Here is a 22107-nt window from a genome sequence, read left to right as displayed (position 1 = left end):
CCGACTGTTCGCGGCCAAGGCGCAGGGCAGGTCCACGTCGTTGCGCTCGAGATCGGCATGGTCGTGCGCGCCCTGAATGCGCAGGGTCACCTGGGGGGGGCTGGCGTTCGAATTCGGTCAACCACGGGATCATCACCGTCGACATCAAGACGGGCGGGGCGCTGCCCCGGATTTGTTGGCGCGTCCCGCGTCGCTCCTGTATCAGCCCCCGGCTGGCCTCATCCAGCAGGCAAAGGCTGTGGCTCACCGCATCCAGATAGGTCGCCCCCTCCGGCGCAGGCGCACGCTGCGCCCCTCGCGGCTGAACAGCCGGACGCCGAAGTGATACTGCAGATTGCGGATCGGGTGAGTGATGGCCGACCGGGTCAGTACCATGTCCTTGGCCGCGCGGCGGAAGCTCAGATGCGACGCCGTACGTTCGAACTCCCGCAGCGCGGTGTCTAATCCGATGATCGGGCGGTAGAGTCTAGAATAAATTAAACTGGACGGAATAAGGGCCGGTATTGATTCTGTAGTTGCGTTTACGACTACATGAAATGTCGATGTGCGATAAATGTATTGTTATCCGTGACGCATCATTTCTGTCGCGGCGTCTATGGTCGAGAAGCATTCGCAGGCGACGCGCTTCAGGCCCTCCTGGTCGAGGATGCGGATCTTTCCCCGGCTATAGGCGATCAGGCCGCGCGTCTTCAGGACGGTGGCCGTGGCGGTCACCGTGGTCCGCTGCACGCCCAGCATGATCGACAGGTGCTCCTGGGTCAGGGGCACGACGGAGCCGCCCAGCCGGCTCTGCGTCATCAGCAGCCAGCGGCTCATGCGCTGCTCGACATTATGGAGTGCGTTGCAGGCGGTCGATTGCGCCGACTGGATCAGGGTCGCCTGGGCGTAGCGCACGATCTGCTCGGTCAGGGTGGGGGAGGCCTGCGCCGCCGCGCGAAGGTCGCTCAAGGTCGTGACCCATGCATCGCCCGCCACCTGAACGAGCAGTCGTTCGAACGAGAGCGGCGAGCCCAGGGCGTGCAGCAGGCCATAGCCGCTCTCGCAGCCGATGGTCCGCGTCTCGACTTGACGGCCGTCGCGCATCACCGCCAGCACCGACAGGATGCAGTCGATCGGCAGGATCACCCGTTCCATCGGCTGGTACTCGATGGCGGCGATCTCGTCCTGGGAGAGGCTGACTCGGCGCAGGATGCGGCTCAGCCGCTTTTCATCAGCAGAGTTCAGTGCGGCGAGAAATAGGTTGGCGTCCATGCCGCGCTCCGCTGCGGTCTGGGAAACGCGGACAGGCGCCCATCGGTTCGTCGACCTTCGTCTTGGATCAACAGCTTACGCGCGCCGCGCAGCTTCACAACATCGGTCGAAGAGCGATGTTGTGAGCAAGCGGCAATACGGCGCTTGCTACGCGAGCGCCCCTGAGTATATTGCGCGCCTTCCTGCGCAGGGGGTTTCAACCACCCCCGATTCCAGTGTGCTGGTGAGGTGGCCGAGTGGTTGAAGGCGCACGCCTGGAACGCGTGTATAGGGGAAACTCTATCGAGGGTTCGAATCCCTCTCTCACCGCCACAGCTCTCACTGTATAGCCCGGACACATAGGTGACGGTTTGTACCTAAGACATGGGTGACAATCTCGGGCCGAACGGATTGCCCAGGGGTTGCAAGGTCTTCTGCTCCAAATCGACGTAGCCCAGATCGTAATCCATGAAGCTGACGAGCCATATGCCGTCGTCGACTTCCTTGATGCCGACCTTCTGCCCCGCCAGGACGGTCGAGATGTTGATCCGCTTTCGGTACATGCACAGTCGCCCGCAGGCGGTGATCAGCGCGTCGCGGTCGTGCAGCGGGTAGGTGAGCGGCGGGAGCCCCAGGTACGGACGCTCTGACGCAGCGTAGACCTCGGCGGGAAACTTCATCGCCAGGGCCTCATGCGGCCGCTGGTCGTTGAACTCACCGACGAAGCTGTCGAAGCGGGCCTGCTGCTGCAGGCTGTTGCGACCTGGCGGGCGCGTGGTCTCCCGCTTGAGCGTGCGGTGCATACGCTCGTGACGACCGTTCTGCTGCGGGCAGCCCGGCTTGATGCGCTCGATATCGATGCCCCGGCGCAGCCACCAGACCGACAGCTTGGACAGGTTGAACAGGGCGTTGGGACTGGCGAACGGGACCCCGTTGTCCGATCGGATCGCCCGAGGCAGGCCGCGCTCCCGAAACAGATGCTCGAAGGCCGCCAGCACAGGGTCCTGACGTGTGGAGTCCAGGGCTTCGCACAGCAGCAGGTAGCGCGAGGCGTGGTCGGTGACGGTCAGCGGATAGCAGTAGCGGCCGTTGCCGAGCTTGAACTCGCCTTTGAAGTCGACGCACCACAGGGCGTTAGGAGCCGCCCCGGCTGACAAGGGCGTGCCTGTCGCCCGTTTGCGGCGCCTGGCGCGCTCCACCAGGCTGTGGCGGTCCAACACAGCATGCACCGTGCTGATCGCCGGGATCTTGAAGTCACCATCCAGCCGCCTGACCAGCAGCTCTCGAATCTTGCGCGCGCCCCAATGCGGCTTCTCGCGCTTGAGGCTGACGATGCGGTTCTCGATCTGATCGGGCAGTTGGTTGGCGTAGCGCACTGGCCGTCGCGATCGGTCAGTCAGCGCACAGGCGCCTTCTTCCCGGTACCGATTGAGGATCTTGTAGCCGGTTTTACGAGATATCCCGAACTCTCGGCACAGCTCGCTCATCGGCTCCTTGTCCAACAGACGCGCCACAAAGCGAAGTCGGTCGTCCATCACCGAACTCTCTTTCCACGGCATCGACACCTCCCGCCCGCAAAGAGAGCGAAAAGTGTAACCCATGTGTCCGGTACGTTTTGTCACCCATGTCTCGGGCTACTCACACTAAAATCGGTTCAGAGATCGTCTGATCTTCGGCGCGCGCTTGCTCCGCCGGCGAAAATGCCCGCCTATCGCAGCCCTTATGAATAAGGCGATCACGATCATCCTGGCGGCGGGGGCGGCGGCCCTCGCCCTGGCGAGCAGTCCCCAGGCCGCGCCCTACGGCGTCGCGCCGGACCTGTTCAAGTCCGAGTTGCCGGACCTTGGCCTCAAGCCTGCGCCGGAGACTGCGACTTTCACCGTCTTCGCGCCGACCGAGCGGACCGACCGGTTCAGCAACGGCGTGGTGCTGATCCCCTTCAAGGGACGCCTTTACGCCCAGTGGCAAAGCTCCGCCCGGGACGAGGATTCCGCCGACACCTGGGTCGCCTACAGCGTCAGCGGCGACGGCCTGACCTGGACCCCGCCCAGGACCCTGGCGCCCGCCGGGACGGCCGGTCTGATGCGGTCCAGTGGCGGCTGGTGGACGGACGGCCAGGTGCTGGTCGCCTACGCCAATGTCTGGCCCGAGGGCTTCCAGTCCGGCGCCGGCGGCTATGCCGAGTACCGCACCAGCCGCGACGGCGAGACCTGGAGCGCGCCGCGCCGCGTCATGGGCGCGGACGGCAAGCCCGTCGAAGGCGTGATCGAGCAGGACCCGCACCGGATCGACGGACGGGTGATGACCGCTTTCCACCTGCGTCCCGGCATGATCGCCAAGCCGTTCTTCACCGACGATCCCCTGGGCGTCGGCGGCTGGACCGAAGGGCGGATGACCAGTCTGCCGCGCGATACGTCCAGCGCCGCCGCCGCCCACGAGAAGAAGCTGAGCCGCGAGATCGAACCCAGTCTGTTCCGCCGCGCCGACGGCTGCGCGGTCATGGTGTTCCGCGACGAAGAGCTGAGCTTCCGCCAACTGGCGTCCGAAAGCTGCGACCGGGGCGCGACCTGGACGACGCCGGCCCTGACCGCCATGCCGGACTCCCGCGCCAAGCAGAGCGCAGGTAATCTACCGGGCGGCGGCGCCTATCTGATCAACGCCCCCAACAGCGATCGCCCGCGCATGCCGCTGGCCGTGACCGTCAGCCCAGACGGTCGCGTCTTCGACCGCAGCTGGCTGCTGCGCGGCAAGGGTGACCTGCAGCCCCTGCGGTTCGAGGGGCGGTACAAGCGGCCCGGCTATCACTATCCCAAGAGCGTGGTCTGGAACGGCTGGCTCTACGTGGGCTACGCGGCCAACAAGGAAGACGTGCAGGTCACCCGCGTCCCGGTGGCTTCGCTGGGGCGATAGGCGTTCCTCTTCTCCTCCCCCGTAGCGAAGCGGACGGGGGAGGGGGACCGCGAAGCGGTGGAGGGCTCGCCACTGGGCTCAGTGCCGGCGGTCGCCCCTTTCACCATGCTGCGCATGGTCCCCCTCCCCGTTGCGCAGGGGAGGAGGCCCCCCCCTCAATATCGCCCCGAATGCCGTTCGAACGCGGTGATCCTCTTCATCAGCGGCGTGAAGTCCGGCGCGCGGTAGATTTCGGCGCGCAGGAAGTCCAGCTCCGCTTCGCGGGCGTCGTCGACTACGTCCACATACCAGGACTTGGGCAGGCCGTTGGGCTCGCCGTTCCAGCGGTAGCCGCGGGTCTTCAGCAGGTCTTTCAGGTCGAAGGGCGAGTTCTCGGCCCAGATACGCCAGCTCGGCTTGCGGGCGGACTCCAGAAGGTGGTCCAGGGCCGTGCGGCCCGAGCCCAGCCGGCGGCGCAGCAGCTCCAGCGTCGCCTCGCAGTCGCTGGTGGCGCGGTGCTTCTCATAGAAGTACCCGCAAGACGCGGCGAGATAGGCCAGCTTCACCCCCTCGAACCCTTCCTCCGCCCAGGCGACCTCGCGCATGGAGCAGGCCCAGGCCTTGGAGGAGAACGCCTCGCAGAACCGCTCCACGAACTTGCGGTCGAAGCCGGCGTTGTGGGCGATGATCAGGGCGGCGGGGGCGATGAAGGCCGCCAGGTCGCGGGCGTCCATGGTCTTGCCCTCGACCATCTCGTTGCTGATGCCGGTGATGCGGGTGATCTCTGCGCTGATCGGCTTGGACGGCTGGCGCAGGGCCTGGAAGGGCGGCAGCACCTCATAGACCTCGCCGTCGGTCCCGTAGGTGAAGGGGAGCATGGCGATCTCGATGATCTCGTCGCGGGCCGGATCGACGCCGGTGGTCTCCACGTCGAGGATCACGCCCTGGCGCAGGGTGACCCCCGCCGGCGCGGGGCGGGAGGGCAGGGCCTCCAGCTTGCGCAGGACGCGGTACTGGCCGCTGGCCTCCAGGGCCTGGGCCATCCGCTCCAGCTCGGTGGGATCGGGCGTGTCGCTCACCGCGTGATGTTGCGCCGATTCCGGCAAGATCACGCAGGACGCGGATATGCTGGAATGAAACGCCGACAATTCCTATCTAGGGCGGGACATTCCGTTTCTCCTCCCCCGAGGCCCCGATGCTGTTCGCCAAGAAGAACCTGGACCTGCCGACGCAAGCCGACGCCCTGCCGGGCCGGCCGCAGGCGATCCCCACCGCCGAGACCCACTTCATCAACCGCCGCGCCCTCAAGGGCCCGTACCCGGACGGTCTGGAGACCGCCGTGTTCGGCATGGGCTGCTTCTGGGGCGTGGAGCGCGTCTTCTGGAACCTGCCGGGCGTCTATGTGACCGCCGCCGGCTATGCGGGCGGGATCACCCCGAACCCGACCTATGAGGAAGCCTGCAGCGGCAAGACCGGCCACACCGAGGTGGTGCAGGTGGTCTATGACCCCAAAGTCATCACCTATGACGCCCTGCTGAAGACCTTTTGGGAAAACCACGACCCGACCCAGGGCATGCGCCAAGGCAACGACATCGGCACCCAGTACCGGTCGGCCATCTATGTCGGCAACGACGCCCAGGCCGCTACCGCCGCCGCGTCCAAGGCCGCCTATCAGCAGGCCTTGTCCGAAAAGGGCCTGGGCGCGATCACCACCGAGATCGTCGAGGCCGGCCCGTTCTACTTCGCCGAGGACTATCACCAGCAGTATCTGGCCAAGAACCCGAACGGCTACTGCGGCATCGGCGGCACGGGCGTCGTCTGCCCGATCGGCGTCGGCGTCGAGGCGTGACCCCGCAGGCGTTTCACGACGCCTGCATGGCCCTGCCGGCGGCGACCATGACCGTCCAGTGGGGCGACGACCAGGTCTACAAGGTCGGCGGCAAGATGTTCGCCGTCGCCGGACCGGGCGCGGGGAAGGGAGGCTATTCGTTCAAGGCCTCGGACCTGGCGTTCGAAGTCATGACGGAAAACGGCATGGCCAGGCCCGCGCCCTATCTGGCCCGCGCCAAGTGGGTGTGGTTCGAGAGCCTGGACGATCATGACGCCGCCGAGGTCGCTGACTGGCTGAAGACTGCCCACGCCCTGGTCGCCGCCAAGCTGACCAAGGCGGCGCGCAAGGACCTAGGACTTCTCTGACCGCTCCGGCCGGGGACGCTCGGCCGGATGCGGCGCGCTTTCCAGCAGCACGCGGATCTCGCGGATCGCCGCTGCGGCTCGGCTGCGCCGCTGCCGCCACACCAGCAGGAACATGGCCCCGCTGGTCGCCGCCAGGAAGGCGATGGGACCCAGCAGCCAAGCGGCGCCCGCCAGGGCGAAGTAGTAGCCGCGCACCCCGGCGTTGAACGCCGACAGGGCCGGGTTCAGCAGCCGCGCCGTCGCCTCGCCATAGGCCTTTGCCAGTTCGGGCGGCGCGTCCTGCGGGGCGGCGCCGATGGCGGCCAGGCAGTAGTTCATCTGCCGGATCGACCAGATGAAATCGAGCAGGCCGCGCGCTAGGGCCACCAGCACCAGGGCCAGCTTGGCCTCAAACAGCATCCGCGTGGCCGGGGCCAGGACCGCCAGGCCCTCGATGCTCTTCCAGGTGCTGTCGCCGCCGAACAGCACGCCCGCCGCCGCTGCGATCAGCAGCAGGTTGGACGAGGCGAAGAACGAGGCGGAGTTGATGGCGTGGCCCAGCAGCTGGCCGTCCAGCAGGGTGATCTCCCGGCTGGCCATCTCGCTCATCCAGCCGCGCCGGACGATGGTCATGTCGGTGTTGATCGCGCCGTTGTGCTGTCCGAGCCAGCGCAGCAGCGGCTCATAGAACAGCCAGCAGAACAGGAAGAGGCAAAGGACGGCGATGTCGAACAGCGGCATGGCTCAATCCTCCACGATTCGGCTGTGCTTGGCCGTATCCTTGAGGACCAGCGATACGACAAGCGCCACGCCCATGATGGCCGCCACATAGATGTAGAAGCCGGTCTCCGCCCCCTGCTGCTTGAACAGCAGGGCCACGGACTCCGCCGTGCCGCCGAACACCGCATTGGCCAGGGCGTAGGGCAGGGCGACGCCGAGGGCGCGCACATGCACCGGGAACAGCTCGGCCTTGATGACCGCGCTGATCGCCGTGTAGCCAGATAGGATCAGCAGGGCCGACAGCATAAGGCCGAACGCGGCCCAGGCGCTGTCGGTGCTGGCGATAGCGGTCATGATCGGCCAGGTCAGCACGGTCCCCAGGCCGAACGCTCCGACCAGCATGGTCTTGCGCCCCACCTTGTCCGACAGCCAGCCGACCAGCGGCTGGGCGGCCATGAAGCAGAATAGCGCCCCGGCGCTGATCTCCGTGGCCTCGGTCTTGGAGAAGCCGGATGTGTTGACCAGGAACTTCTGCATGTAGGTGGTGAAGGCGTAGAAGCCGAGCGAGCCGCCGGCCGTCAGACCCAGGATCATCAGCGTCTCGCGCGGGTGATGCCGGAACAGCATCATGGTCTTGCCGCGCTTTTCCGCCGGGGCGGCGGCGTTGGTGAAAGCCGCGCTCTCTTCCAGCCCGCGACGGATCCAGAACACGATCACGGCCAGGGCCGCGCCGATGAAGAACGGGATGCGCCAGCCCCAGTCGGCCAGGGCGTCGGCGGGCATGACCCGTTGCAGCAGGATCAGCACGCCCAGGGCGATCAGCTGCCCGGCGATCAGGGTCACGTACTGGAAGCTGGACCAGAACCCGCGACGGGCCTTGCCGGCCATCTCGGACATGTAGGTGGCGCTGGCCCCGTACTCCCCGCCCACCGACAGGCCTTGCAGGATGCGGGCGAGCAGCAGGATCAGGGGCGCAGCGGCGCCGATGCTGGCGAAGCCGGGAGTGACCGCGATGACCAGGGCCCCGGCGCACATCATGGGCACCGACAGCGACAGGGCGGCGCGACGGCCGGCGCGGTCGGCGTAGACGCCCATCATCCACGCGCCTAGCGGCCGCGCCAGGAAGCCCACGGCGAAGATCGCCGCCGCCTGCAGCAACTGGGCGGTCTGGTCGCCCTTGGGGAAGAAGACGGGCGCGAAATAGAGGGAAAAGGACGAGTAGGCGAACCAGTCGTACCACTCGACTAGGTTGCCCGCCGACCCGCCCAGGATCGCCTTCAGGCGCGCCTGCGGGGTCAGGGTCACGGACGCGGGGGGTACGGCTTCTCCGCCGTCGGCGACGCCCGTTTCAGACATTGAGACTCCCCCCGCCGCTTACGGCCTGGCGCGAAGCCTAGGCAAGAAGCGGCGGGGGTGAAACCCTAGATCCTGCCGATCAGCACCAGGATGATGATGATCACCAGGACGAGGCCCAGGCCGCCCGAGGGGAAATAGCCCCACGAGCGCGAATATCCCCACGAGGGCAGCGCGCCGATAAGGGCCAGGATCAGGATGATGATCAGGATGGTGCCGAGCATGTTTTTCCTCCCTGCGACGCCGCAAAGGCGCCGCTTCGGCTGGACAACCCGCGTTGGTCGTATCCGGTTCCGGGAAGCTAGCTCGGCGCGTCCTCGTGGCGGCGCAGGCCGACGTGCCACAGCAGGCCGATGAACGCCCCCTTGATCCGCGGCAGCAGCAGCAGGGTCAGCCCGGCCAGCGGGATCAGCGTCAGAGGAATGGTGACCGCCACCGGCCACTCCCACACGAAGGGGAAGAACAGCAGCGGCGCGACGATGAGGTGGCCGACGATCAGGATGGTCACATAGGCGGGACCGTCATCGGCGGGATAACGGCCGAGTTCGTGGCCGCAGGTCTCGCAATCGTGGTCGACCTTGAGATAGCGGCGATAGAGCCGCCCTTGCCCGCAGGCCGGGCACTTGTGCGCCAGTCCCCGCCGGATGGCAGTCATCAGAGAGGCGCTTGCGGGAAGGTCCGTATCGCTCATCGGCGGCGATATGCACGGAAGACGGGTGTTCGGGAAGGGGGCCTAAGGTCGCAAGCCGCGCCTTGGAGGAACTGGCCCGCGTCGCGCGTTGTTTTCCTTGGCGAATAGGAGACTCCCATGACCCAGGCCCAGACCCCCGGGAACGACAACGACGACCTGAAGGACGCCCTGCGTCGCGCCACGGCCCCGAACGGCGAGACGGAGGGCGAGATCGCGGCCGACGACGCCGGCGCCAGCAGCCTGGCTGAAAAGGTCGCCCGCCAGGCCGAGCCGCGCCACATCGATCAGGACGAGAAGGCGGAAGTGGCGGAGGAAGCCTCGCGTCAAAGCGACGCCTGAAACAATCGCGCCCTTTTCCCGCCGCGGCGGGGCGCTAGCTTAAGGCCGTGTTTCGCGTGAAGGATGTCGTCATGAGCCGTCTGACCGGAGTCGCCATCCTTCTGGGCCTGGCCACCGCGGCGCCGGCCTTCGCCCCCGCCTTGGCCAATGACGCGCCGATCACCACCCGGCCGGCCGAGCTTCCGGCCTCGGCTCCGGCCGCCGCGCCGACGGCGGACCCGGTGTTCAAGCCGATGACCACGTCCGAGCAGATCGCCGGCTATCTCGCCTCATCCCCCGCCGCGGTGGACGACGCTTCGCCCGACGCCATGCTTCGCCGGGATCTGTCGCGTTATCTGACCCCGTCGGCGCGCACCCGCATCGACCGCCAGGTCCACGGTGAGGTCACGGCGATGATCGGAACGGGCGGCGCTCGCGGCGCCTGGGGCACGGTGTCCATGCCCGTGGGCGAGACCGGAACGCTCACCGTCTCGGGCGGCGAGGGGCGCAATCTGTATCGCGCCTGGTCGGGCTACGGCTACCGCCCCGGCATGGCCGATCCCCTGGTCCGCCCTCTGTATGGGCCGATGGGATATGGGCCGTATGGCGGCGCTCATGACCGAAGCCTCGGTCTGGAGTTCTCCTCCGAAGCGCCGCCGATCTCCGACGACTAGCGCTTGGCGTCTTCGGCGGTGCCCGTCACCGCGCGGCCGGCGGCGGTGACGTCGCGGCCCACGCCCGAGATTGTGTTGCAGGCGGCCGTCGTCAGCAGGACGGCGAGCAGGGCGGCGGGGACGAGAATCTTGCGCATCGGGAAAGCTCCACTGTGGCTATGGCTAAGCTTTACCCAATGGCGGACGATGACGTCAAAACCTTGACTGTCACGGCATAGGACGCCGCGTCGCCAGCGACCGCTGTTCGTCGACTAATCGCTGCAACGCCTGGTTGGGCCCTTGCCATTCGATAACCAACGTTATGGAATGCCCCTCGGATGGAGGTTGTGCGGCGCGCGCGGGATGGGGCCCGCTGCCGAGCGCGGGCTTGCGTCCACGGTTGAGGCCATCGACGGCCTCGTTTCATGGAGGGGACCCAATCATGCGCGCGCTCGCCGCAATCGCTGCTTTGTCTGCACTCGCCTTGGCCGGCCAGGCTTCGGCCGCCGATCTTGTCTACAAGCACAAGAAGGGGCCGGAAGCGCTGGCGCCCTATGACGGCTTCGCCCTGTGGCAGATCCAGGCCCGCTGCGCCGGCCTGATGGACGGCCTGACCGCCTTCGAAGGCGCCCGCTCGCGCTCGACGGAGCGCAGCGCCGCCGCCGCCTCTTATTTCCACCTGGAGGCGGTGAAGCGCTACATGGTCGATCGAGGCGTGAAGTCGGATCAGGCCCGCGCGGACCTGGCCTCCTACGTTGCCCTGGGGCGCACGACCTTTGACGAGGCCATCGCCGCCCGTGGCGCGGTGACCGGCGGCCGCACGCCAGCCAACATGTACCTCAACGAGTGCGTCACGGTGGGCGAGCACTTCTCGCCGCCGTCCGGCGCGCCGCCCAAGATCCTGCTGGCCGACATGTCGGGCCAGGAGATCATCTGCAAGAAGGTCGAACAGGTCGGCTCGCGCATGGGCAAACGCGTCTGCAAGACCCGCGAGGACATGGCCGAGGAAGAGCGTGAGACCAAGGAGCTCCAGCGCCGCATGATCGAACTCGGCGGCTGCCGCACCGGCGGCCAGGGCTGCGGCCCAGGCATCTGACCTAGCCGAAATCACAAAGGGCGCGGAGCGATCCGCGCCCTTTTTCTATGCGCCCGCGCCGCCCTTGATCAGGGCGGTGCGTTCCTCGGCGGTCAGCACCCGCCACCGGCCCTCGGGCAGGTCGCCCAGGGTCAGGTCGCCGACCCGCACGCGCAGTAGGTCCACCACGCGCAGGTCCACCAGATCGCACATGCGGCGGATCTGGCGGTTGCGGCCTTCCTTGAGGATGAAGCGCAGGGTCTGGCCCTCGACCACCTCGACCTTGGCGTGCTTCAGCTTGCGGCCGTCAAGCTCCAGCCCCCAGCGCAGCATGGCCAGCTTGCGGGCGTCGATCAGGCCGGCGACGCGGACCAGGTATTCCTTCTCCAGGTCCGAGGCCGGGCCGATCACCGCCTTGGCCACCACGCCGTCCTCCGACAGGATCAGCAGGCCGCGCAAGTCCTGGTCCAGGCGGCCGACCGGGGCGAACTTGTTCTTGAAGCCGGGGATCGACGGGCTCCCGCCGAACAGGGCGGCCTTGGTCAGCAGGCGCACGGCCGGGATCTGCTCGCCCTCCGGCGTGCCGGAGACGACGCCCACCGGCTTGTGCAGCATGACGGTGAGGGCGCTTTCCAGCTTGGCCGTGGCGCGGTCGGCCAGAACCAGGGTCTGGCCCGGCAGGATCTTGCGGCCCGCGTCGGACACCGTCTCGCCGTCGATCGACACCAGCCCGTCGGCGATCAGCCCCTCAGCCTCGCGGCGGGAGCACACGCCGCTCTGGGCGAGCCAGCGATTCACCCGCTGGGGTTCGGCTTCGTCATAGCGTCGGGTCCAGGCCATGGCGGGCGTTCTAGAGGGTTTCGGGGACGGGCGAAACGGCGCGCTCTTAGAACCAGCCCGCTTCCTTGAGCACTTGTCCATAGGTCCGGCTGACGGGCGCGACGAGCCCGCCGGCCAGGCGCATTTCGCCGACGCCACGCCGCCAGCGCACGGCCTCGACCGCGCCGGCCGCCACCCACCAGGACCGGTGCGTGCGCCAGCCGTGGGCGGCCGCCAGTTCGTCCAGGGCGTCCGAGAAGCGCAGGGTGATCAGCTCCGCGCCGGCGTCGGTATGGACCTTCAGATAGTGGTCGTGCGCCTCCACCGCGATCAGCCGCGCCTCGCGACGCTTGGCCGACAGCCGTCTGCGGAAGGTCGCCTCGGCCTCGGGCAGGGGAGGGGCGATGACGGTTCGCGTCTCGACCAGCGCCGGCCGCCGTCGCCACGCCAGGGCGCGGACGGTCATCACCGCCAGCAGTATCGGCGCCACCTGCCGGAGCAGGTGCAGGAAGCCTGACAGATCCACGCGGCCGCGGAGGACGAAGTGCTCGGTGAGCAGGACCAGCAGCGCCACGGGCGGCGTCATCAGCGCCGACACGATGATCACCCGACGCCAGCCGCCGGCCAGGCGCCGGGCCAAGGCCTCGTCGCCGAGGATGGCGATCACGCCACCGCCCACCATGCAGAACATCCAGTAGACGTAGCGCGGCACGGTCGGCAGCCGGTCGGAGCCGAAGGGGCCGAGAAAGCCCATCAGCAGGCCGATGGCGGCCAGCATCCCCAGGTCAATGACCCATCGCCGCGCCGTGGTCGCCCCTGTCGCCTTGCTGTTCATTCCGTCCCGTTCGCGCAGCCATGGCGCCGTTCGCGAAGCTAGGCCTAGCGAGCCATCGCCGGGGCGGCAATGAGGTTCGGCGAAACAGCCCGCAAGGACCTCCGCTTGAGCACGCCCGTCGCATCGCCCGCACCCCCGCCGCTGATCTGGCTCACCCGGATCGGTTGGTCGCTGCTTGTCCTCCTGTGCCTGGGCGTCGCCGCCTATTCGGCGCGCTACCTGCTGCATCCGCCCCAGACGCCGGCCCAGGCGCTGGGCAATCCGCTGGGCGTTCCCTGGCTGGTGGTTCATGTGGCGGGCTCGGTCGTCGCGCTGGCCCTGGGGGCGGCGCAGTTCATTCCGGGCTGGCGTCGGGGCGGGAACAGTCCGCACCGGTGGATCGGACGGACCTATGTCGTCTGCTGCCTGATCGGGGGCGCGGCCGGGCTGATCCTGGCGCTGGGATCGTCCGCCGGCCCGATCGCCACGGCGGGCTTCGGCGCCCTGGCGGTGCTGTGGATCGCCGTGAACATCCTCGGCTGGCGCGCGGCCATGCAGGGGCGGTTCGCAGAGCATCGACGCTGGATGATCCGCTCCTGGGCCCTGACCCTGGCCGCCGTCACCCTGCGGCTCTACCTGCCGACGGTCATGATCCTGGGCCTGCCCTTCGTCCCTTGGTACCGCGCCATCGCCTTCCTGTGCTGGGTCCCCAATCTGACCGCGGCGGAGCTGTGGCTGCGGCGGAACGCGCCACGCCTGCAGGCCCGCTGATCGGGGCGACTTGGCCGCCGTGCAAATCCGCAGCATCCTCCCCTCCGACCAAGACAAGCGGCCAAGCCGCACGGGGGGGAGATGACGGTGACGCGCGGGGGGCTAGTCCCCAATCTGGTTCTGGCGGCCGCCGTGCTGGCGGGGCTCAGCTACATGGTCTCGTGGCAGATGCCGTTGCCGTCCATGACCAGCACGGCCTGGAAGGGGGCGGCGGTGTCGCTGCTGGCGGTCTATGCCGCCCTGAAGGCCGAGGATGGCGACGGCTGGCTGGCCTGCGCCATGCTGGCGCTCTACGCCCTGGGCGACGTGCTGCTGGATATGCTCGGCCTGACGCGGGGGGCGCTGGCGTTCCTGGCGGGGCATATCGTGGCCATGGCGCTGTACGCCCGCAACCACGCCGGGCTGCCGCTGCCCAAGGCGCTGCTGGCCTGGGCGATCGTGCCGGTGACGGTGCTCATCTCCTGGCATCTGCCCAGCGACCGCAGCTTCGCGCCCGGCGTGGCGCTCTACGCCCTGGGCTTGTCGCTGATGGCGGGGGCGGCCCTGAACAGCCGGTTCGCCGCCGGCGGGACGGGACTGGGCGCGGTGCTGTTCGTGATCTCGGACCTGCTGATCTTCGCCCGAGAAGGGCCGCTGGAGGGGCAGGCCTGGGTCGGGTTCGGGGTCTGGGGGCTGTACCTGGCCGCAAACGTCCTGATCTGCTTGGCGGTGACCCGGCGACCGAAGCCGGCGTGAGAAAATATCTCAGGCCCCTGTCGGATCGCTTCGCCCTTCAACGTCCTTAGGACGCAAGCCCACCAGAGGAGACGCCCAATGACCTACGTCGATGGTTTCGTGATCGCTGTGCCCAAGGACAAGATGGACGCCTACAGGGAGATGGCCGAGCTCGGCCGCACCGTATGGATGGAGCATGGGGCCCTGTCCTATGTCGAGGCCAAGGCCGACGACGTGCCCTATGGCGAACTGACATCGTTCCCGCGCGCCGTGCAGCAGAAGGACGACGAGACCACGATCTTCTCGTTCATCACCTATCGCGACCGGGCCCACCGGGACGAAGTGAACGCCAAGGTCATGGCCGACGAGCGGATGAAGGGCGGCATGGAGAACGCCCCCTTCGACGGCAAGCGGATGATCTACGGCGGGTTCGAGGCCTTCGTTCAGGCCTGATAACTCAGATCGTGCTGAGATCTGCTGGCGGGCCGCAATCCTGAATTGGAGGTGGCCCGTCTCTGCTTTAACGTCCCGTGCTCAAGCGGGGGACCATCAGGCGTGAAGATCAGGCGGCCGATCATCGACCGGGGCGCCTTGGCCGTCATCCTGGTCATGGTGGCCGTGGTAGATCTGCTGATCACCATCCGCGCCATCGGCGTCGGGGTCCCGCCCAAATGGTGGCATCTGCCGGCCGAGATCCTGGCCTTCGGCACGCTCACCATCCTCACCTACCTGATGTACATGGCCATGGAGGCGGCCGGCCGCCGCTATGGTCTGGCGGCCAAGATCATCGTGGGGATCGCGACCGCCTTCGCCGCCGGCGTCCTGCACCTGCCGATCATCGCGTTCATCTTCTGGCACATGACCGACCATCCGCGGGTGATCTGGAGCCAGCTGTATGACTTCACCCGCATCTACACGATGGTCATTCCGTTCCTGTTCAACGGCGCGGGGCTGGTGGCTTATGGCTTCTATCGCGACGTGATCGCGCGCGAGCGGCAGCTGGCCGAGGCCCAGCGCCTGGCGCAGGAGGCGCAGCTGCTGGCCCTGCGCTACCAGATCAATCCGCACTTCCTGTTCAACACCCTGAACGCCGTCTCGACCCTGGTGCTGGATCGCCGCAACCAGGCGGCGGAGGCGATGCTGCTGCGGCTGGCGGCCTTCTTCCGCCTGACCCTGACGCTGGACCCCCGCCAGGCCATCCCCCTGGCGCGGGAGATCGAATTGCAGCGCACTTATCTGGCTATCGAGCAGGCCCGCTTCACCGACCAGCTGGAGATCGCCATCGACCTGCCGCCGGACCTGGAGACCGCCCAGGTCCCAGCCCTGCTGCTTCAGCCGCTGGTCGAGAACGCGGTGAAGCATACGCTGGGCGGCGATGGGGCCTATATCGCGATCAGCGCCCGCGTGGAGGCGGACGTCCTGGTCCTGGAAGTGGTCAACACCGTCCAGCGCTGGCAGGAACCCGGCACGGGCGTCGGCCTGCGCAACGTGGCCGAGCGCCTGGCCGCCGAATACGGCGACGAGGCGGCCCTGGACATCAATCCGGGCGACGGCCGGTTCGGGGTGATCCTGACGCTGCCGCTGCACCTGGCGTCGCCGACAGCGGCGCCGTTGAAGGTTGTCACGGGAATCAGCGGATGATCACCCGGCCCGCCGCTGACGGCGGGCGCTCCGCCCAGCGAGGCCGCCCATGAAGCCGCCGGTCAAACGTCTCTCGGACCTGAAGGGCGGCGCGCCCGCCGTCTCGCCGGGGACCTACGCCCCGCCGTCGCCGCGCGTGTCGCGGCAGAAGAAGGCCAAGGTCCTCACGCCTGAGGAGAAGGCCGCGTTCCTGGCCTCGCGCCCCGACCTGACGTCCTAGCCGCCCCGCCGGGACCCCTCGGCGAACAGCAGGTCGGACCAGCGCCAGGACGATTGGCCGAGCGCCAGCCCCACCGACCCCGGCGCGTCGTTCAGCGAGATCAGCACCAGCCCGCGCACAGGCTCGCGCCGGCAGGGCTCGGGGGCGAAGGCGACTTCCAGCGCGATGGCCTGCCGCACGCCGGCCAGGCCCTTGCCGTCCTGGACCCCGTTGCGCACCCAGTCGCCGTTCCACACCAGCAGGGCGCGGTCCCCGCCGCCGCCTCCGACGCCCGAATGGGCGCTGGCCACGGCGGCCCGGACCTTGGCGTTGCGGCGCAGGGCGTCCTGCAGCAGCCGCACCATGTTGCAGCCGTCGCCCGACCCGGCTCCCGCGCCGGAGCCTGACCCCGTTCCCGAGCCGACCCCGGTCCCCGCCGTCTTCGCCCCGGCCAGGGCGGCGGGGCCGAGCACGATGGCCGACGGCCGCGAGACGGGGGCCGAGGCGGGCAGGGGCTCGACCTCCGGGATCGGCGGGCGGGGTCGCGTGGTCTGGCGCGGCAGGGGTGGCGACGGCGGCGTCTCCGGCCTGGGCGGTTCGGGAGTGATCGGCGCGTCGGCGGCGGGAGAGCCGGCCGAGCCGCCGCCGGCCGGGGCGTCGGCGGGGTCCTGCGGCGGCGGGGGCAGGATCATCTCGACCAGCACCGACGGCGGCTCGGTCATGTCCGGCGGGTCGGGCAGGCTCCACAACAGGGCGGTCAGCACCAGCCCATGCCCGACCAGGCTGACGACAGCAGCCGGCAGGCGGCCCTTCCGGACCTTGCGTGGCGGGGTCTCTCGAGACGGGGGCTCTCGAGACGGGATTTGGGGGGGACGGGGCATCCCAACTCCGGACGGCGTAACGCCTCACCAAAGTCCAGCCTCGCGGCAGGATCGTGGCGACTGGTCAAGCTTGCTTGCAGGGCCCGGCGGGTCTGATAGGGCTTACCCTATGAGCGAACATCCCCTCGACCGGCCGGCCTGGCACGCCCTGAACGGGCGCCAGGCGTCCTACGCCATCCCGCTGGGCCAGGCGGTGCGCTTCGCGTCCGAGGCCGCCCTGTTCGCCGCCTGCCGCGACGATAGCGAGACGGCCCACGCCGACCTGACGGCGGTGATCCGCCAGGCCGGGGCGGGCGTCCTGCTGCAGGCCGCCGCCACGCCGCCGCTGCCGGGGCTGAATGTCGAGAAGTCGGGCGAATGCGTGCAGATGGTCGCCGCGCGTCTGACCAGCGCGACGCCGCCGCGCCCCATCGAACCCGCCGTGCGCCTGACCGACGCCGACGCGGCCCAGATGCTGGCCCTCGCTGTCCTGACCGAACCCGGCCCGTTCTTTTCCCAGACCCATCGCCTGGGCGAGTTCTGGGGCGTGAAGCAGGACGGCGTCCTGGTCGCCATGGCCGGGGAGCGGATGCGCCTGGACGGCCATACCGAGGTCAGCGGCGTCTGCACCCATCCCGACCATCGCGGCCACGGGCACGGCGCCATGCTGACCTGGCTGGTCGCCGCACGCATCCTGGATCGCGGCGAGACGCCGTTCCTTCACAGCTACACCAGCAACGCGGGGGCCGTGGCCCTGTACGAGGCCCTGGGCTTCCGGCCACGCGAGGCGATGATGGCGACGTTCCTGCGCGCGGTTTAGTGCGCGCTGGACAGCTTCATCAGCACCAAGCCGCCGACGATCAGCACCGCGGCGGCGATGCGCATCAGGTTGGCGCTCTCGCCCAGCACCAGAATGCCGACGATGAACGCGCCCACCGCGCCGATGCCGGTCCACACCGTATAGGCCGTGCCCAGCGGCAGGCTGCGCATGGACCACGACAGCAGGCCGAAGCTGATCAGCATGGCCACGGCGGTGATGACGGTGGGAACAGGTTTGGTGAAGCCGTTCGACAGCTTCATGGAATAGGCCCAGACGACCTCGAGCAGTCCGGCGACAAACAAAGACAACCACGCCATTGGCGACCTCCTTCATGAGGGCGCCGGGCCGTCCCGGTCTTGACCGCCCCCGCCGGAAACCGACGTCAGGGGCGAGGACGTGGCCTCGCGCGGCTCAGATAGCGTTTGCGGGGCGATGGGGCAAGGTTTGGGATGGACGCACGGCGTCGCCGCCTCGCGCGGATCGCTGCGAAGGTTGGAAGGGCGGCGGAGCGACGGACGGCTCTCGATTTGGGTTGGAGTGGACACAGATAGATCGTCCGACGCTCCGCGCGGGTCCTTGTCGTGAACGCTGCGATCGACGCCTTCGTATGGCTTGCCCGGCGACGACGGGCCTCCAGGGGGAGCCCGCTCTTCTCGCAACGACAGCACGTGGCCACGCGCCCTCCCATGCGGGGAGATGGATGGAGGTTACGAGAGGTTCGGCGGAGGGGGATAACGCGTCTCCTCTCTCCGCTTGCGGGGAGAGGGCAGGGTGAGGGGCATGCGGCGGTTCCGCTTGCAGCGCCTAGCCCGCTGACCCTCAGCGCCCCCTCACCCTTACCCTCTCCCCCAGAGGGGGCGAGGGGATAGAGCTCCTCACTCCCCCCGCTCGATCTGGATCGAGTTGATCCAGTCATCCAGCACCAGGGATGCTCGGTCCTTCAGGCGGGCCACGGCGTCTTCCTCGCCGCCGATGTCCATCTCGTAGAGGCGGCCCTGGGCGACTTCGTGCAGTTCGCGCAGGCGGCCTTCGGGATCGTCGCTGAAGCCGCTGACGGCCACGCCGATCAGCCAGGGCAGCAGGGCGCGGGTGGCGAAGCTTTCGGCCTGCAGGTCGCGCACCGCCTGCTTCAACGTCTCCAGGTCATCATCCGCGTCGGCCATGGAATCTCCGTGGGGTACGGCGTCATCATGACCCCGCCTCGCCCGGCGCGCCAAGGGGGCTGGCACGGAACGGCGGTCATCGCGAGGCGTTGCCCGTCGATGGAACAGGCCCTCGAGACCAAGCTGCGCGCCAAGGTCGAAGCCAATGACCGCCTGCTAAAGGCGCTGATGACGTTGCTGGCGCTGCGCGATCCCGACCTGCTGGACGAGCTGCGGGCGGTGTTCACCATCGCCGCCGCCGAGGGCTCCAAGGTCGGCGACGCCTCGCCGGAGGTTTGGGCCCACATCCGCAAGGAACTGGCCATCGTGGCGGATCTGGCGCGCGATGCGCCGGATGACCTGCATTAGGCGGTGCGTCCTTCGACTTGGCGCTGCGCGCCAGCTCAGGATGACGAATTCAGAGCGCAACAAAGCTCGTCATGCTGAGCGCGAGCTTAGCGAGCAGTCGAAGCACGCAAGGCCTCACCGCATCTGCGGCGTGTCCACGACGGGGCTGTCGATCTCGCTGAGCCCCGCATTGCTCATGGCCGCCTTCAGGGTCCGCACGGGGTCATCCCCGCGCGGGCGGGTGCCGAAGGCGAGGATGGCGGGCTGGGCGCTGCGGCCGCCCAGGTTGGCGAAGGCGGTGGGGGTGCCGTCGGGGGACACCGGGTCCGCGCCCCCTTGTTGCGAAATGGGAGCGTTCAGCGCCACCACATAGCGCCGGCCGGGCAGGGTGCGGCACAGGACTACGAAGCTTTTCTCGTCCTTCAGCAGGCGCGGCACACCCAGGCAGTCCAGCGGCGCGGCGGCGGGCTGGGCGCCGTCATGGGGGGCCATGTCTGGGGTGGCTTGGGCGATGCGCCAGCCCTTGGGGTCCATGGGCTGGTCGAAGGTCAGCTTCAGGGCCAGCAGCCCGGCGACCACCTCGGCCCCCTCGGCCGGATAGCTGCCCGCCAGCTTCGGCGGATCTCCCGCCGGCATCACCGTCACCGGCGACACATCGGTCGGCGCGTCCTGGGCGGCCGCCGGAGCGGCGATGGCGAGGGCGGCGAGGATCAGGGCGGTCAGACGCATGCGAGGATGGTCGCACGCCGACGATGTCGTTCTCAAGGCGGTGCGGAGCCGCATCCAACTCCGCTCATCCCGGAGAAGGCCGGGATCCAGATTCATCCAGAGCCTCAGCGGGGCTTCACCTGGGCCCCGGCCTTCGCCGGGGTGAGCGGGTTATATCGCGATCAATCCCCGTCCATCTTCAGGGCGGCGATGAAGGCTTCCTGCGGGATTTCGACCTTGCCGAACTGGCGCATGCGCTTCTTGCCGGCCTTTTGCTTGTCCAGCAGCTTGCGCTTGCGCGAGGCGTCACCGCCGTAGCACTTGGCGGTCACGTCCTTGCGCAGGGCGCGGACGGTTTCGCGGGCGATGATGCGGCCGCCGATGGCCGCCTGGATCGGGATGACGAACATGTGCTGCGGGATGAGGTCCTTCATCTTCTCGCACATGCCGCGGCCGCGGCTTTCGGCCCGGTCGCGGTGGACCAGCATGGATAGGGCGTCCACCGGCTCGGCGTTGACCAGGATCGACATCTTCACCAGGTCGCCGGCGCGGTAGTCCTCGACCTGATAGTCGAAGCTGGCGTAGCCCTTCGAGATCGACTTGAGGCGATCGTAGAAGTCGAACACCACCTCGTTCAGGGGCAGGTCGTAGACGAGCATGGCGCGGTTGCCGACATAGGACAGCTCGCGCTGTTCGCCGCGGCGGTCCTGGCACAGCTTGATCACGCCGCCGAGGTACTCGTCGGGGGTGAAGATCGTCGCCTTGATCCACGGCTCCTTGATGTGCTCGATGTGCATCGGATCGGGCATGTCGGCCGGGTTGTGCAGCTCGATCTCCGAGCCGTCGCGCATCTGGATCTTGTAGACCACCGAGGGGGCGGTCGCGATCAGGTCCAGGTCGAACTCGCGGCTCAGGCGCTCCTGGATGATCTCCAGGTGCAGCAGGCCGAGGAAGCCGCAGCGGAAGCCGAAGCCAAGGGCCGCGCTGCTCTCCATCTCGTAGGTGAAGCTGCCGTCGTTCAGGCGCAGGCGGCCGACGGCGGCGCGCAGGTCCTCGAAGTCGGCGGCGTCGACGGGGAACAGGCCGCAGAACACGACGGGCTGCACGTCCTTGAAGCCGGGCAGGGCCGAGGCGGTCTGCTTCTTCTCGTCGGTGATGGTGTCGCCGACGGCGGCGTCGGCCACTTCCTTGATGCTGGCGGTGAAGAAGCCGACCTCGCCGGGACCCAGGACGTCCACGTCGGTGGCCTTGGGCTTGAACACCCCGACCTTGTCGATGCGGTGGGTGGCGCCGGTCTGCATCATGCGCACCTGCTGGCCAGCCTTCAGCGTGCCGTCGAAGATGCGCACCAGCACGACCACGCCCAGATAAGCGTCGTACCAGGCGTCGACCAGCAGGGCCTTCAGCGGGGCGTCGATGTCGCCCTTGGGGGCGGGCAGGCGGGTGACGATGGCTTCCAGCACGTCGTGGATGCCCAGGCCGCTCTTGGCGCTGGCCAGGACCGCGTCGCTGGCGTCCAGCCCGATCAGGTCCTCGATCTGGGCCCGCACCCGCTCCGGCTCGGCGGCCGGCAGGTCGATCTTGTTGAGGACCGGGACGATCTCGTGATTGTTGTCGATGGCCGAATAGACGTTGGCCAGGGTTTGCGCCTCGACGCCCTGCGAGGCGTCGACCACGAGGATCGAGCCCTCGCACGCGGCCAGCGAACGCGACACCTCGTAGGCGAAGTCGACGTGACCCGGGGTGTCCATCAGGTTGAGGATATAGGTCTCGCCGTCGTCGGCCTTGTAGTGAAGGCGCACGGTCTGCGCCTTGATGGTGATGCCGCGCTCCTTCTCGATCTCCATGTTGTCGAGCACCTGGGCGCTCATCTCGCGCGCGGTCAGGCCGCCCGTCTCCTGGATGAGGCGGTCGGACAGGGTGCTCTTGCCGTGGTCGATGTGGGCCACGATGGAAAAGTTGCGGATCTTGTCGAGAGGCGTCGTCATGGGGTGCCTCTAGCATATTCGCGGGCTCATGCATCATCCCCGCGGTCGGTGAGCCGTGCGGCGCAAGCTCTGGCGTCAGGGAAACGTCAGCTTGACCATGGAATATGCGCTTAACGCCTCGTTAAGCTTGCCGCCGCAAACCCGACGAAATGGTCAGCCATTTTCGGCCAAGCTCCTGA

At 68.2% G+C, this 22107-nt stretch carries 29 protein-coding genes and 1 tRNA gene; 14 read left to right on the top strand and 16 right to left on the bottom strand.

The features are described 5' to 3' along the window. Positions 1–243: 243 nt before the first annotated feature. Complete coding sequence (locus ABOZ73_RS03280; RefSeq protein WP_369060677.1) at positions 244–375, bottom strand: LysR family transcriptional regulator; 132 nt, start codon at positions 373–375, stop codon at positions 244–246. A gap of 186 nt (positions 376–561) precedes the next feature. Then, positions 562–1251 carry a Crp/Fnr family transcriptional regulator gene (locus ABOZ73_RS03275; protein WP_369060675.1) on the bottom strand — a complete coding sequence of 230 codons (690 nt, stop codon included), beginning with the start codon at positions 1249–1251 and terminating at the stop codon, positions 562–564. A gap of 222 nt (positions 1252–1473) precedes the next feature. On the opposite strand from ABOZ73_RS03275, the gene ABOZ73_RS03270 reads away from it, so the two are divergent. Further along, positions 1474–1563, top strand: a tRNA-Ser gene (locus ABOZ73_RS03270). Positions 1564–1607: 44 nt separating this feature from the next. On the opposite strand, the gene ABOZ73_RS03265 is transcribed toward ABOZ73_RS03270, so the two are convergent. Further along, positions 1608–2789 carry an IS481 family transposase gene (locus ABOZ73_RS03265; RefSeq protein ID WP_369062476.1) on the bottom strand — a complete coding sequence of 394 codons (1182 nt, stop codon included), beginning with the start codon at positions 2787–2789 and terminating at the stop codon, positions 1608–1610. Between the two features lie 163 nt (positions 2790–2952). On the opposite strand from ABOZ73_RS03265, the gene ABOZ73_RS03260 reads away from it, so the two are divergent. Continuing rightward, a complete protein-coding gene (locus ABOZ73_RS03260) occupies positions 2953–4140 on the top strand; it encodes a sialidase family protein (protein ID WP_369060673.1) in 1188 nt (395 codons plus the stop codon). Positions 4141–4295: 155 nt separating this feature from the next. On the opposite strand, the gene ABOZ73_RS03255 is transcribed toward ABOZ73_RS03260, so the two are convergent. Beyond that, complete coding sequence (locus ABOZ73_RS03255; RefSeq protein WP_369062475.1) at positions 4296–5162, bottom strand: 3'-5' exonuclease; 867 nt, start codon at positions 5160–5162, stop codon at positions 4296–4298. A 152-nt stretch (positions 5163–5314) separates the two neighbouring features. Here ABOZ73_RS03255 and msrA point away from each other — a divergent pair, with 152 nt between their 5' ends. Continuing rightward, a complete protein-coding gene (gene msrA / locus ABOZ73_RS03250) occupies positions 5315–5968 on the top strand; it encodes a peptide-methionine (S)-S-oxide reductase MsrA (RefSeq protein WP_369060671.1) in 654 nt (217 codons plus the stop codon). Next, on the top strand, positions 5965–6315 hold the full coding sequence (locus ABOZ73_RS03245) for an MmcQ/YjbR family DNA-binding protein (RefSeq protein WP_369060669.1): 351 nt from the start codon (positions 5965–5967) through the stop codon (positions 6313–6315). The genes msrA and ABOZ73_RS03245 overlap by 4 nt, the downstream gene beginning before the upstream one ends. Here ABOZ73_RS03245 and ABOZ73_RS03240 read toward each other — a convergent pair. The 4 genes from ABOZ73_RS03240 to ABOZ73_RS03225 form a co-directional block, all read right to left on the bottom strand. Continuing rightward, on the bottom strand, positions 6301–7035 hold the full coding sequence (locus tag ABOZ73_RS03240) for a DUF599 domain-containing protein (protein ID WP_369060667.1): 735 nt from the start codon (positions 7033–7035) through the stop codon (positions 6301–6303). The two genes, ABOZ73_RS03245 and ABOZ73_RS03240, sit on opposite strands and share 15 nt — an antisense overlap. Before the next feature lie 3 nt (positions 7036–7038). Next, positions 7039–8370: an MFS transporter gene (locus ABOZ73_RS03235; protein ID WP_369060665.1), complete on the bottom strand. Its 1332-nt coding sequence runs from the start codon at positions 8368–8370 to the stop codon at positions 7039–7041. A 65-nt stretch (positions 8371–8435) separates the two neighbouring features. Then, positions 8436–8591: a DUF3309 family protein gene (locus ABOZ73_RS03230; RefSeq protein WP_277787829.1), complete on the bottom strand. Its 156-nt coding sequence runs from the start codon at positions 8589–8591 to the stop codon at positions 8436–8438. Positions 8592–8668: 77 nt separating this feature from the next. After that, positions 8669–9022: a DUF983 domain-containing protein gene (locus ABOZ73_RS03225; protein ID WP_369060662.1), complete on the bottom strand. Its 354-nt coding sequence runs from the start codon at positions 9020–9022 to the stop codon at positions 8669–8671. A 153-nt stretch (positions 9023–9175) separates the two neighbouring features. On the opposite strand from ABOZ73_RS03225, the gene ABOZ73_RS03220 reads away from it, so the two are divergent. Beyond that, positions 9176–9397 carry a hypothetical protein gene (locus ABOZ73_RS03220; protein WP_369060660.1) on the top strand — a complete coding sequence of 74 codons (222 nt, stop codon included), beginning with the start codon at positions 9176–9178 and terminating at the stop codon, positions 9395–9397. A gap of 71 nt (positions 9398–9468) precedes the next feature. Beyond that, positions 9469–10050, top strand: a complete 582-nt coding sequence (locus ABOZ73_RS03215; protein ID WP_369060659.1) for a hypothetical protein — start codon at positions 9469–9471, stop codon at positions 10048–10050. On the opposite strand, the gene ABOZ73_RS03210 is transcribed toward ABOZ73_RS03215, so the two are convergent. Continuing rightward, the gene (locus ABOZ73_RS03210; protein WP_369060657.1) at positions 10047–10187 is read right to left on the bottom strand and encodes an entericidin EcnA/B family protein; all 141 of its coding nucleotides are present in this window, start codon (positions 10185–10187) and stop codon (positions 10047–10049) included. The genes ABOZ73_RS03215 and ABOZ73_RS03210 overlap by 4 nt on opposite strands. 284 nt (positions 10188–10471) lie before the next feature. Here ABOZ73_RS03210 and ABOZ73_RS03205 point away from each other — a divergent pair, with 284 nt between their 5' ends. Then, positions 10472–11125: a hypothetical protein gene (locus ABOZ73_RS03205; protein ID WP_369060656.1), complete on the top strand. Its 654-nt coding sequence runs from the start codon at positions 10472–10474 to the stop codon at positions 11123–11125. 45 nt (positions 11126–11170) lie between these two features. Here the strand turns inward: ABOZ73_RS03205 and ABOZ73_RS03200 are convergent, their stop codons facing one another. Together ABOZ73_RS03200 and ABOZ73_RS03195 are read right to left on the bottom strand one after the other, a co-directional pair. Next, complete coding sequence (locus ABOZ73_RS03200) at positions 11171–11944, bottom strand: pseudouridine synthase (protein WP_369060654.1); 774 nt, start codon at positions 11942–11944, stop codon at positions 11171–11173. A gap of 46 nt (positions 11945–11990) precedes the next feature. Beyond that, positions 11991–12758, bottom strand: a complete 768-nt coding sequence (locus tag ABOZ73_RS03195; protein ID WP_369060652.1) for a LytTR family DNA-binding domain-containing protein — start codon at positions 12756–12758, stop codon at positions 11991–11993. A gap of 105 nt (positions 12759–12863) precedes the next feature. Here ABOZ73_RS03195 and ABOZ73_RS03190 point away from each other — a divergent pair, with 105 nt between their 5' ends. From ABOZ73_RS03190 to ABOZ73_RS03170, 5 genes are all read left to right on the top strand, one after another. Beyond that, entirely contained in the window at positions 12864–13508 is a 645-nt protein-coding gene (locus tag ABOZ73_RS03190) for a DUF2306 domain-containing protein (protein ID WP_369060651.1), read from the top strand. A gap of 81 nt (positions 13509–13589) precedes the next feature. Beyond that, entirely contained in the window at positions 13590–14243 is a 654-nt protein-coding gene (locus ABOZ73_RS03185) for a lysoplasmalogenase family protein (protein WP_369060649.1), read from the top strand. A 78-nt stretch (positions 14244–14321) separates the two neighbouring features. Then, positions 14322–14675: a DUF1428 domain-containing protein gene (locus ABOZ73_RS03180; RefSeq protein ID WP_369060648.1), complete on the top strand. Its 354-nt coding sequence runs from the start codon at positions 14322–14324 to the stop codon at positions 14673–14675. Between the two features lie 102 nt (positions 14676–14777). Beyond that, entirely contained in the window at positions 14778–15863 is a 1086-nt protein-coding gene (locus ABOZ73_RS03175) for a sensor histidine kinase (protein ID WP_369060647.1), read from the top strand. A 49-nt stretch (positions 15864–15912) separates the two neighbouring features. After that, a complete protein-coding gene (locus tag ABOZ73_RS03170; protein ID WP_369060645.1) occupies positions 15913–16083 on the top strand; it encodes a hypothetical protein in 171 nt (56 codons plus the stop codon). On the opposite strand, the gene ABOZ73_RS03165 is transcribed toward ABOZ73_RS03170, so the two are convergent. Next, positions 16080–16943 (bottom strand): hypothetical protein, encoded by an 864-nt coding sequence (locus ABOZ73_RS03165; protein WP_369060643.1) that lies wholly within the window; start codon positions 16941–16943, stop codon positions 16080–16082. The genes ABOZ73_RS03170 and ABOZ73_RS03165 overlap by 4 nt on opposite strands. A gap of 109 nt (positions 16944–17052) precedes the next feature. Here ABOZ73_RS03165 and ABOZ73_RS03160 point away from each other — a divergent pair, with 109 nt between their 5' ends. Continuing rightward, positions 17053–17742 (top strand): GNAT family N-acetyltransferase, encoded by a 690-nt coding sequence (locus ABOZ73_RS03160; protein ID WP_369060642.1) that lies wholly within the window; start codon positions 17053–17055, stop codon positions 17740–17742. Here the strand turns inward: ABOZ73_RS03160 and sugE are convergent. Beyond that, positions 17739–18059 carry a quaternary ammonium compound efflux SMR transporter SugE gene (gene sugE, locus ABOZ73_RS03155; RefSeq protein WP_369060640.1) on the bottom strand — a complete coding sequence of 107 codons (321 nt, stop codon included), beginning with the start codon at positions 18057–18059 and terminating at the stop codon, positions 17739–17741. The two genes, ABOZ73_RS03160 and sugE, sit on opposite strands and share 4 nt — an antisense overlap. A gap of 558 nt (positions 18060–18617) precedes the next feature. Next, positions 18618–18905 (bottom strand): hypothetical protein, encoded by a 288-nt coding sequence (locus ABOZ73_RS03150; RefSeq protein ID WP_369060638.1) that lies wholly within the window; start codon positions 18903–18905, stop codon positions 18618–18620. Positions 18906–19004: 99 nt separating this feature from the next. On the opposite strand from ABOZ73_RS03150, the gene ABOZ73_RS03145 reads away from it, so the two are divergent. Beyond that, the gene (locus ABOZ73_RS03145) at positions 19005–19253 is read left to right on the top strand and encodes a hypothetical protein (RefSeq protein ID WP_369060636.1); all 249 of its coding nucleotides are present in this window, start codon (positions 19005–19007) and stop codon (positions 19251–19253) included. Between the two features lie 114 nt (positions 19254–19367). On the opposite strand, the gene ABOZ73_RS03140 is transcribed toward ABOZ73_RS03145, so the two are convergent. Then, positions 19368–19961 (bottom strand): hypothetical protein, encoded by a 594-nt coding sequence (locus ABOZ73_RS03140; protein WP_369060634.1) that lies wholly within the window; start codon positions 19959–19961, stop codon positions 19368–19370. Between the two features lie 161 nt (positions 19962–20122). Then, positions 20123–21928: a translation elongation factor 4 gene (gene lepA, locus ABOZ73_RS03135; RefSeq protein WP_277786712.1), complete on the bottom strand. Its 1806-nt coding sequence runs from the start codon at positions 21926–21928 to the stop codon at positions 20123–20125. Positions 21929–22107 lie beyond the last annotated feature (179 nt).

It is taken from the genome of Caulobacter sp. 73W (genome assembly GCF_041021955.1).
Lineage (GTDB): Bacteria > Pseudomonadota > Alphaproteobacteria > Caulobacterales > Caulobacteraceae > Caulobacter.
Note: the sequence above shows the minus strand (reverse complement) of the source record. Positions and strands in the feature narration are given on the sequence as shown.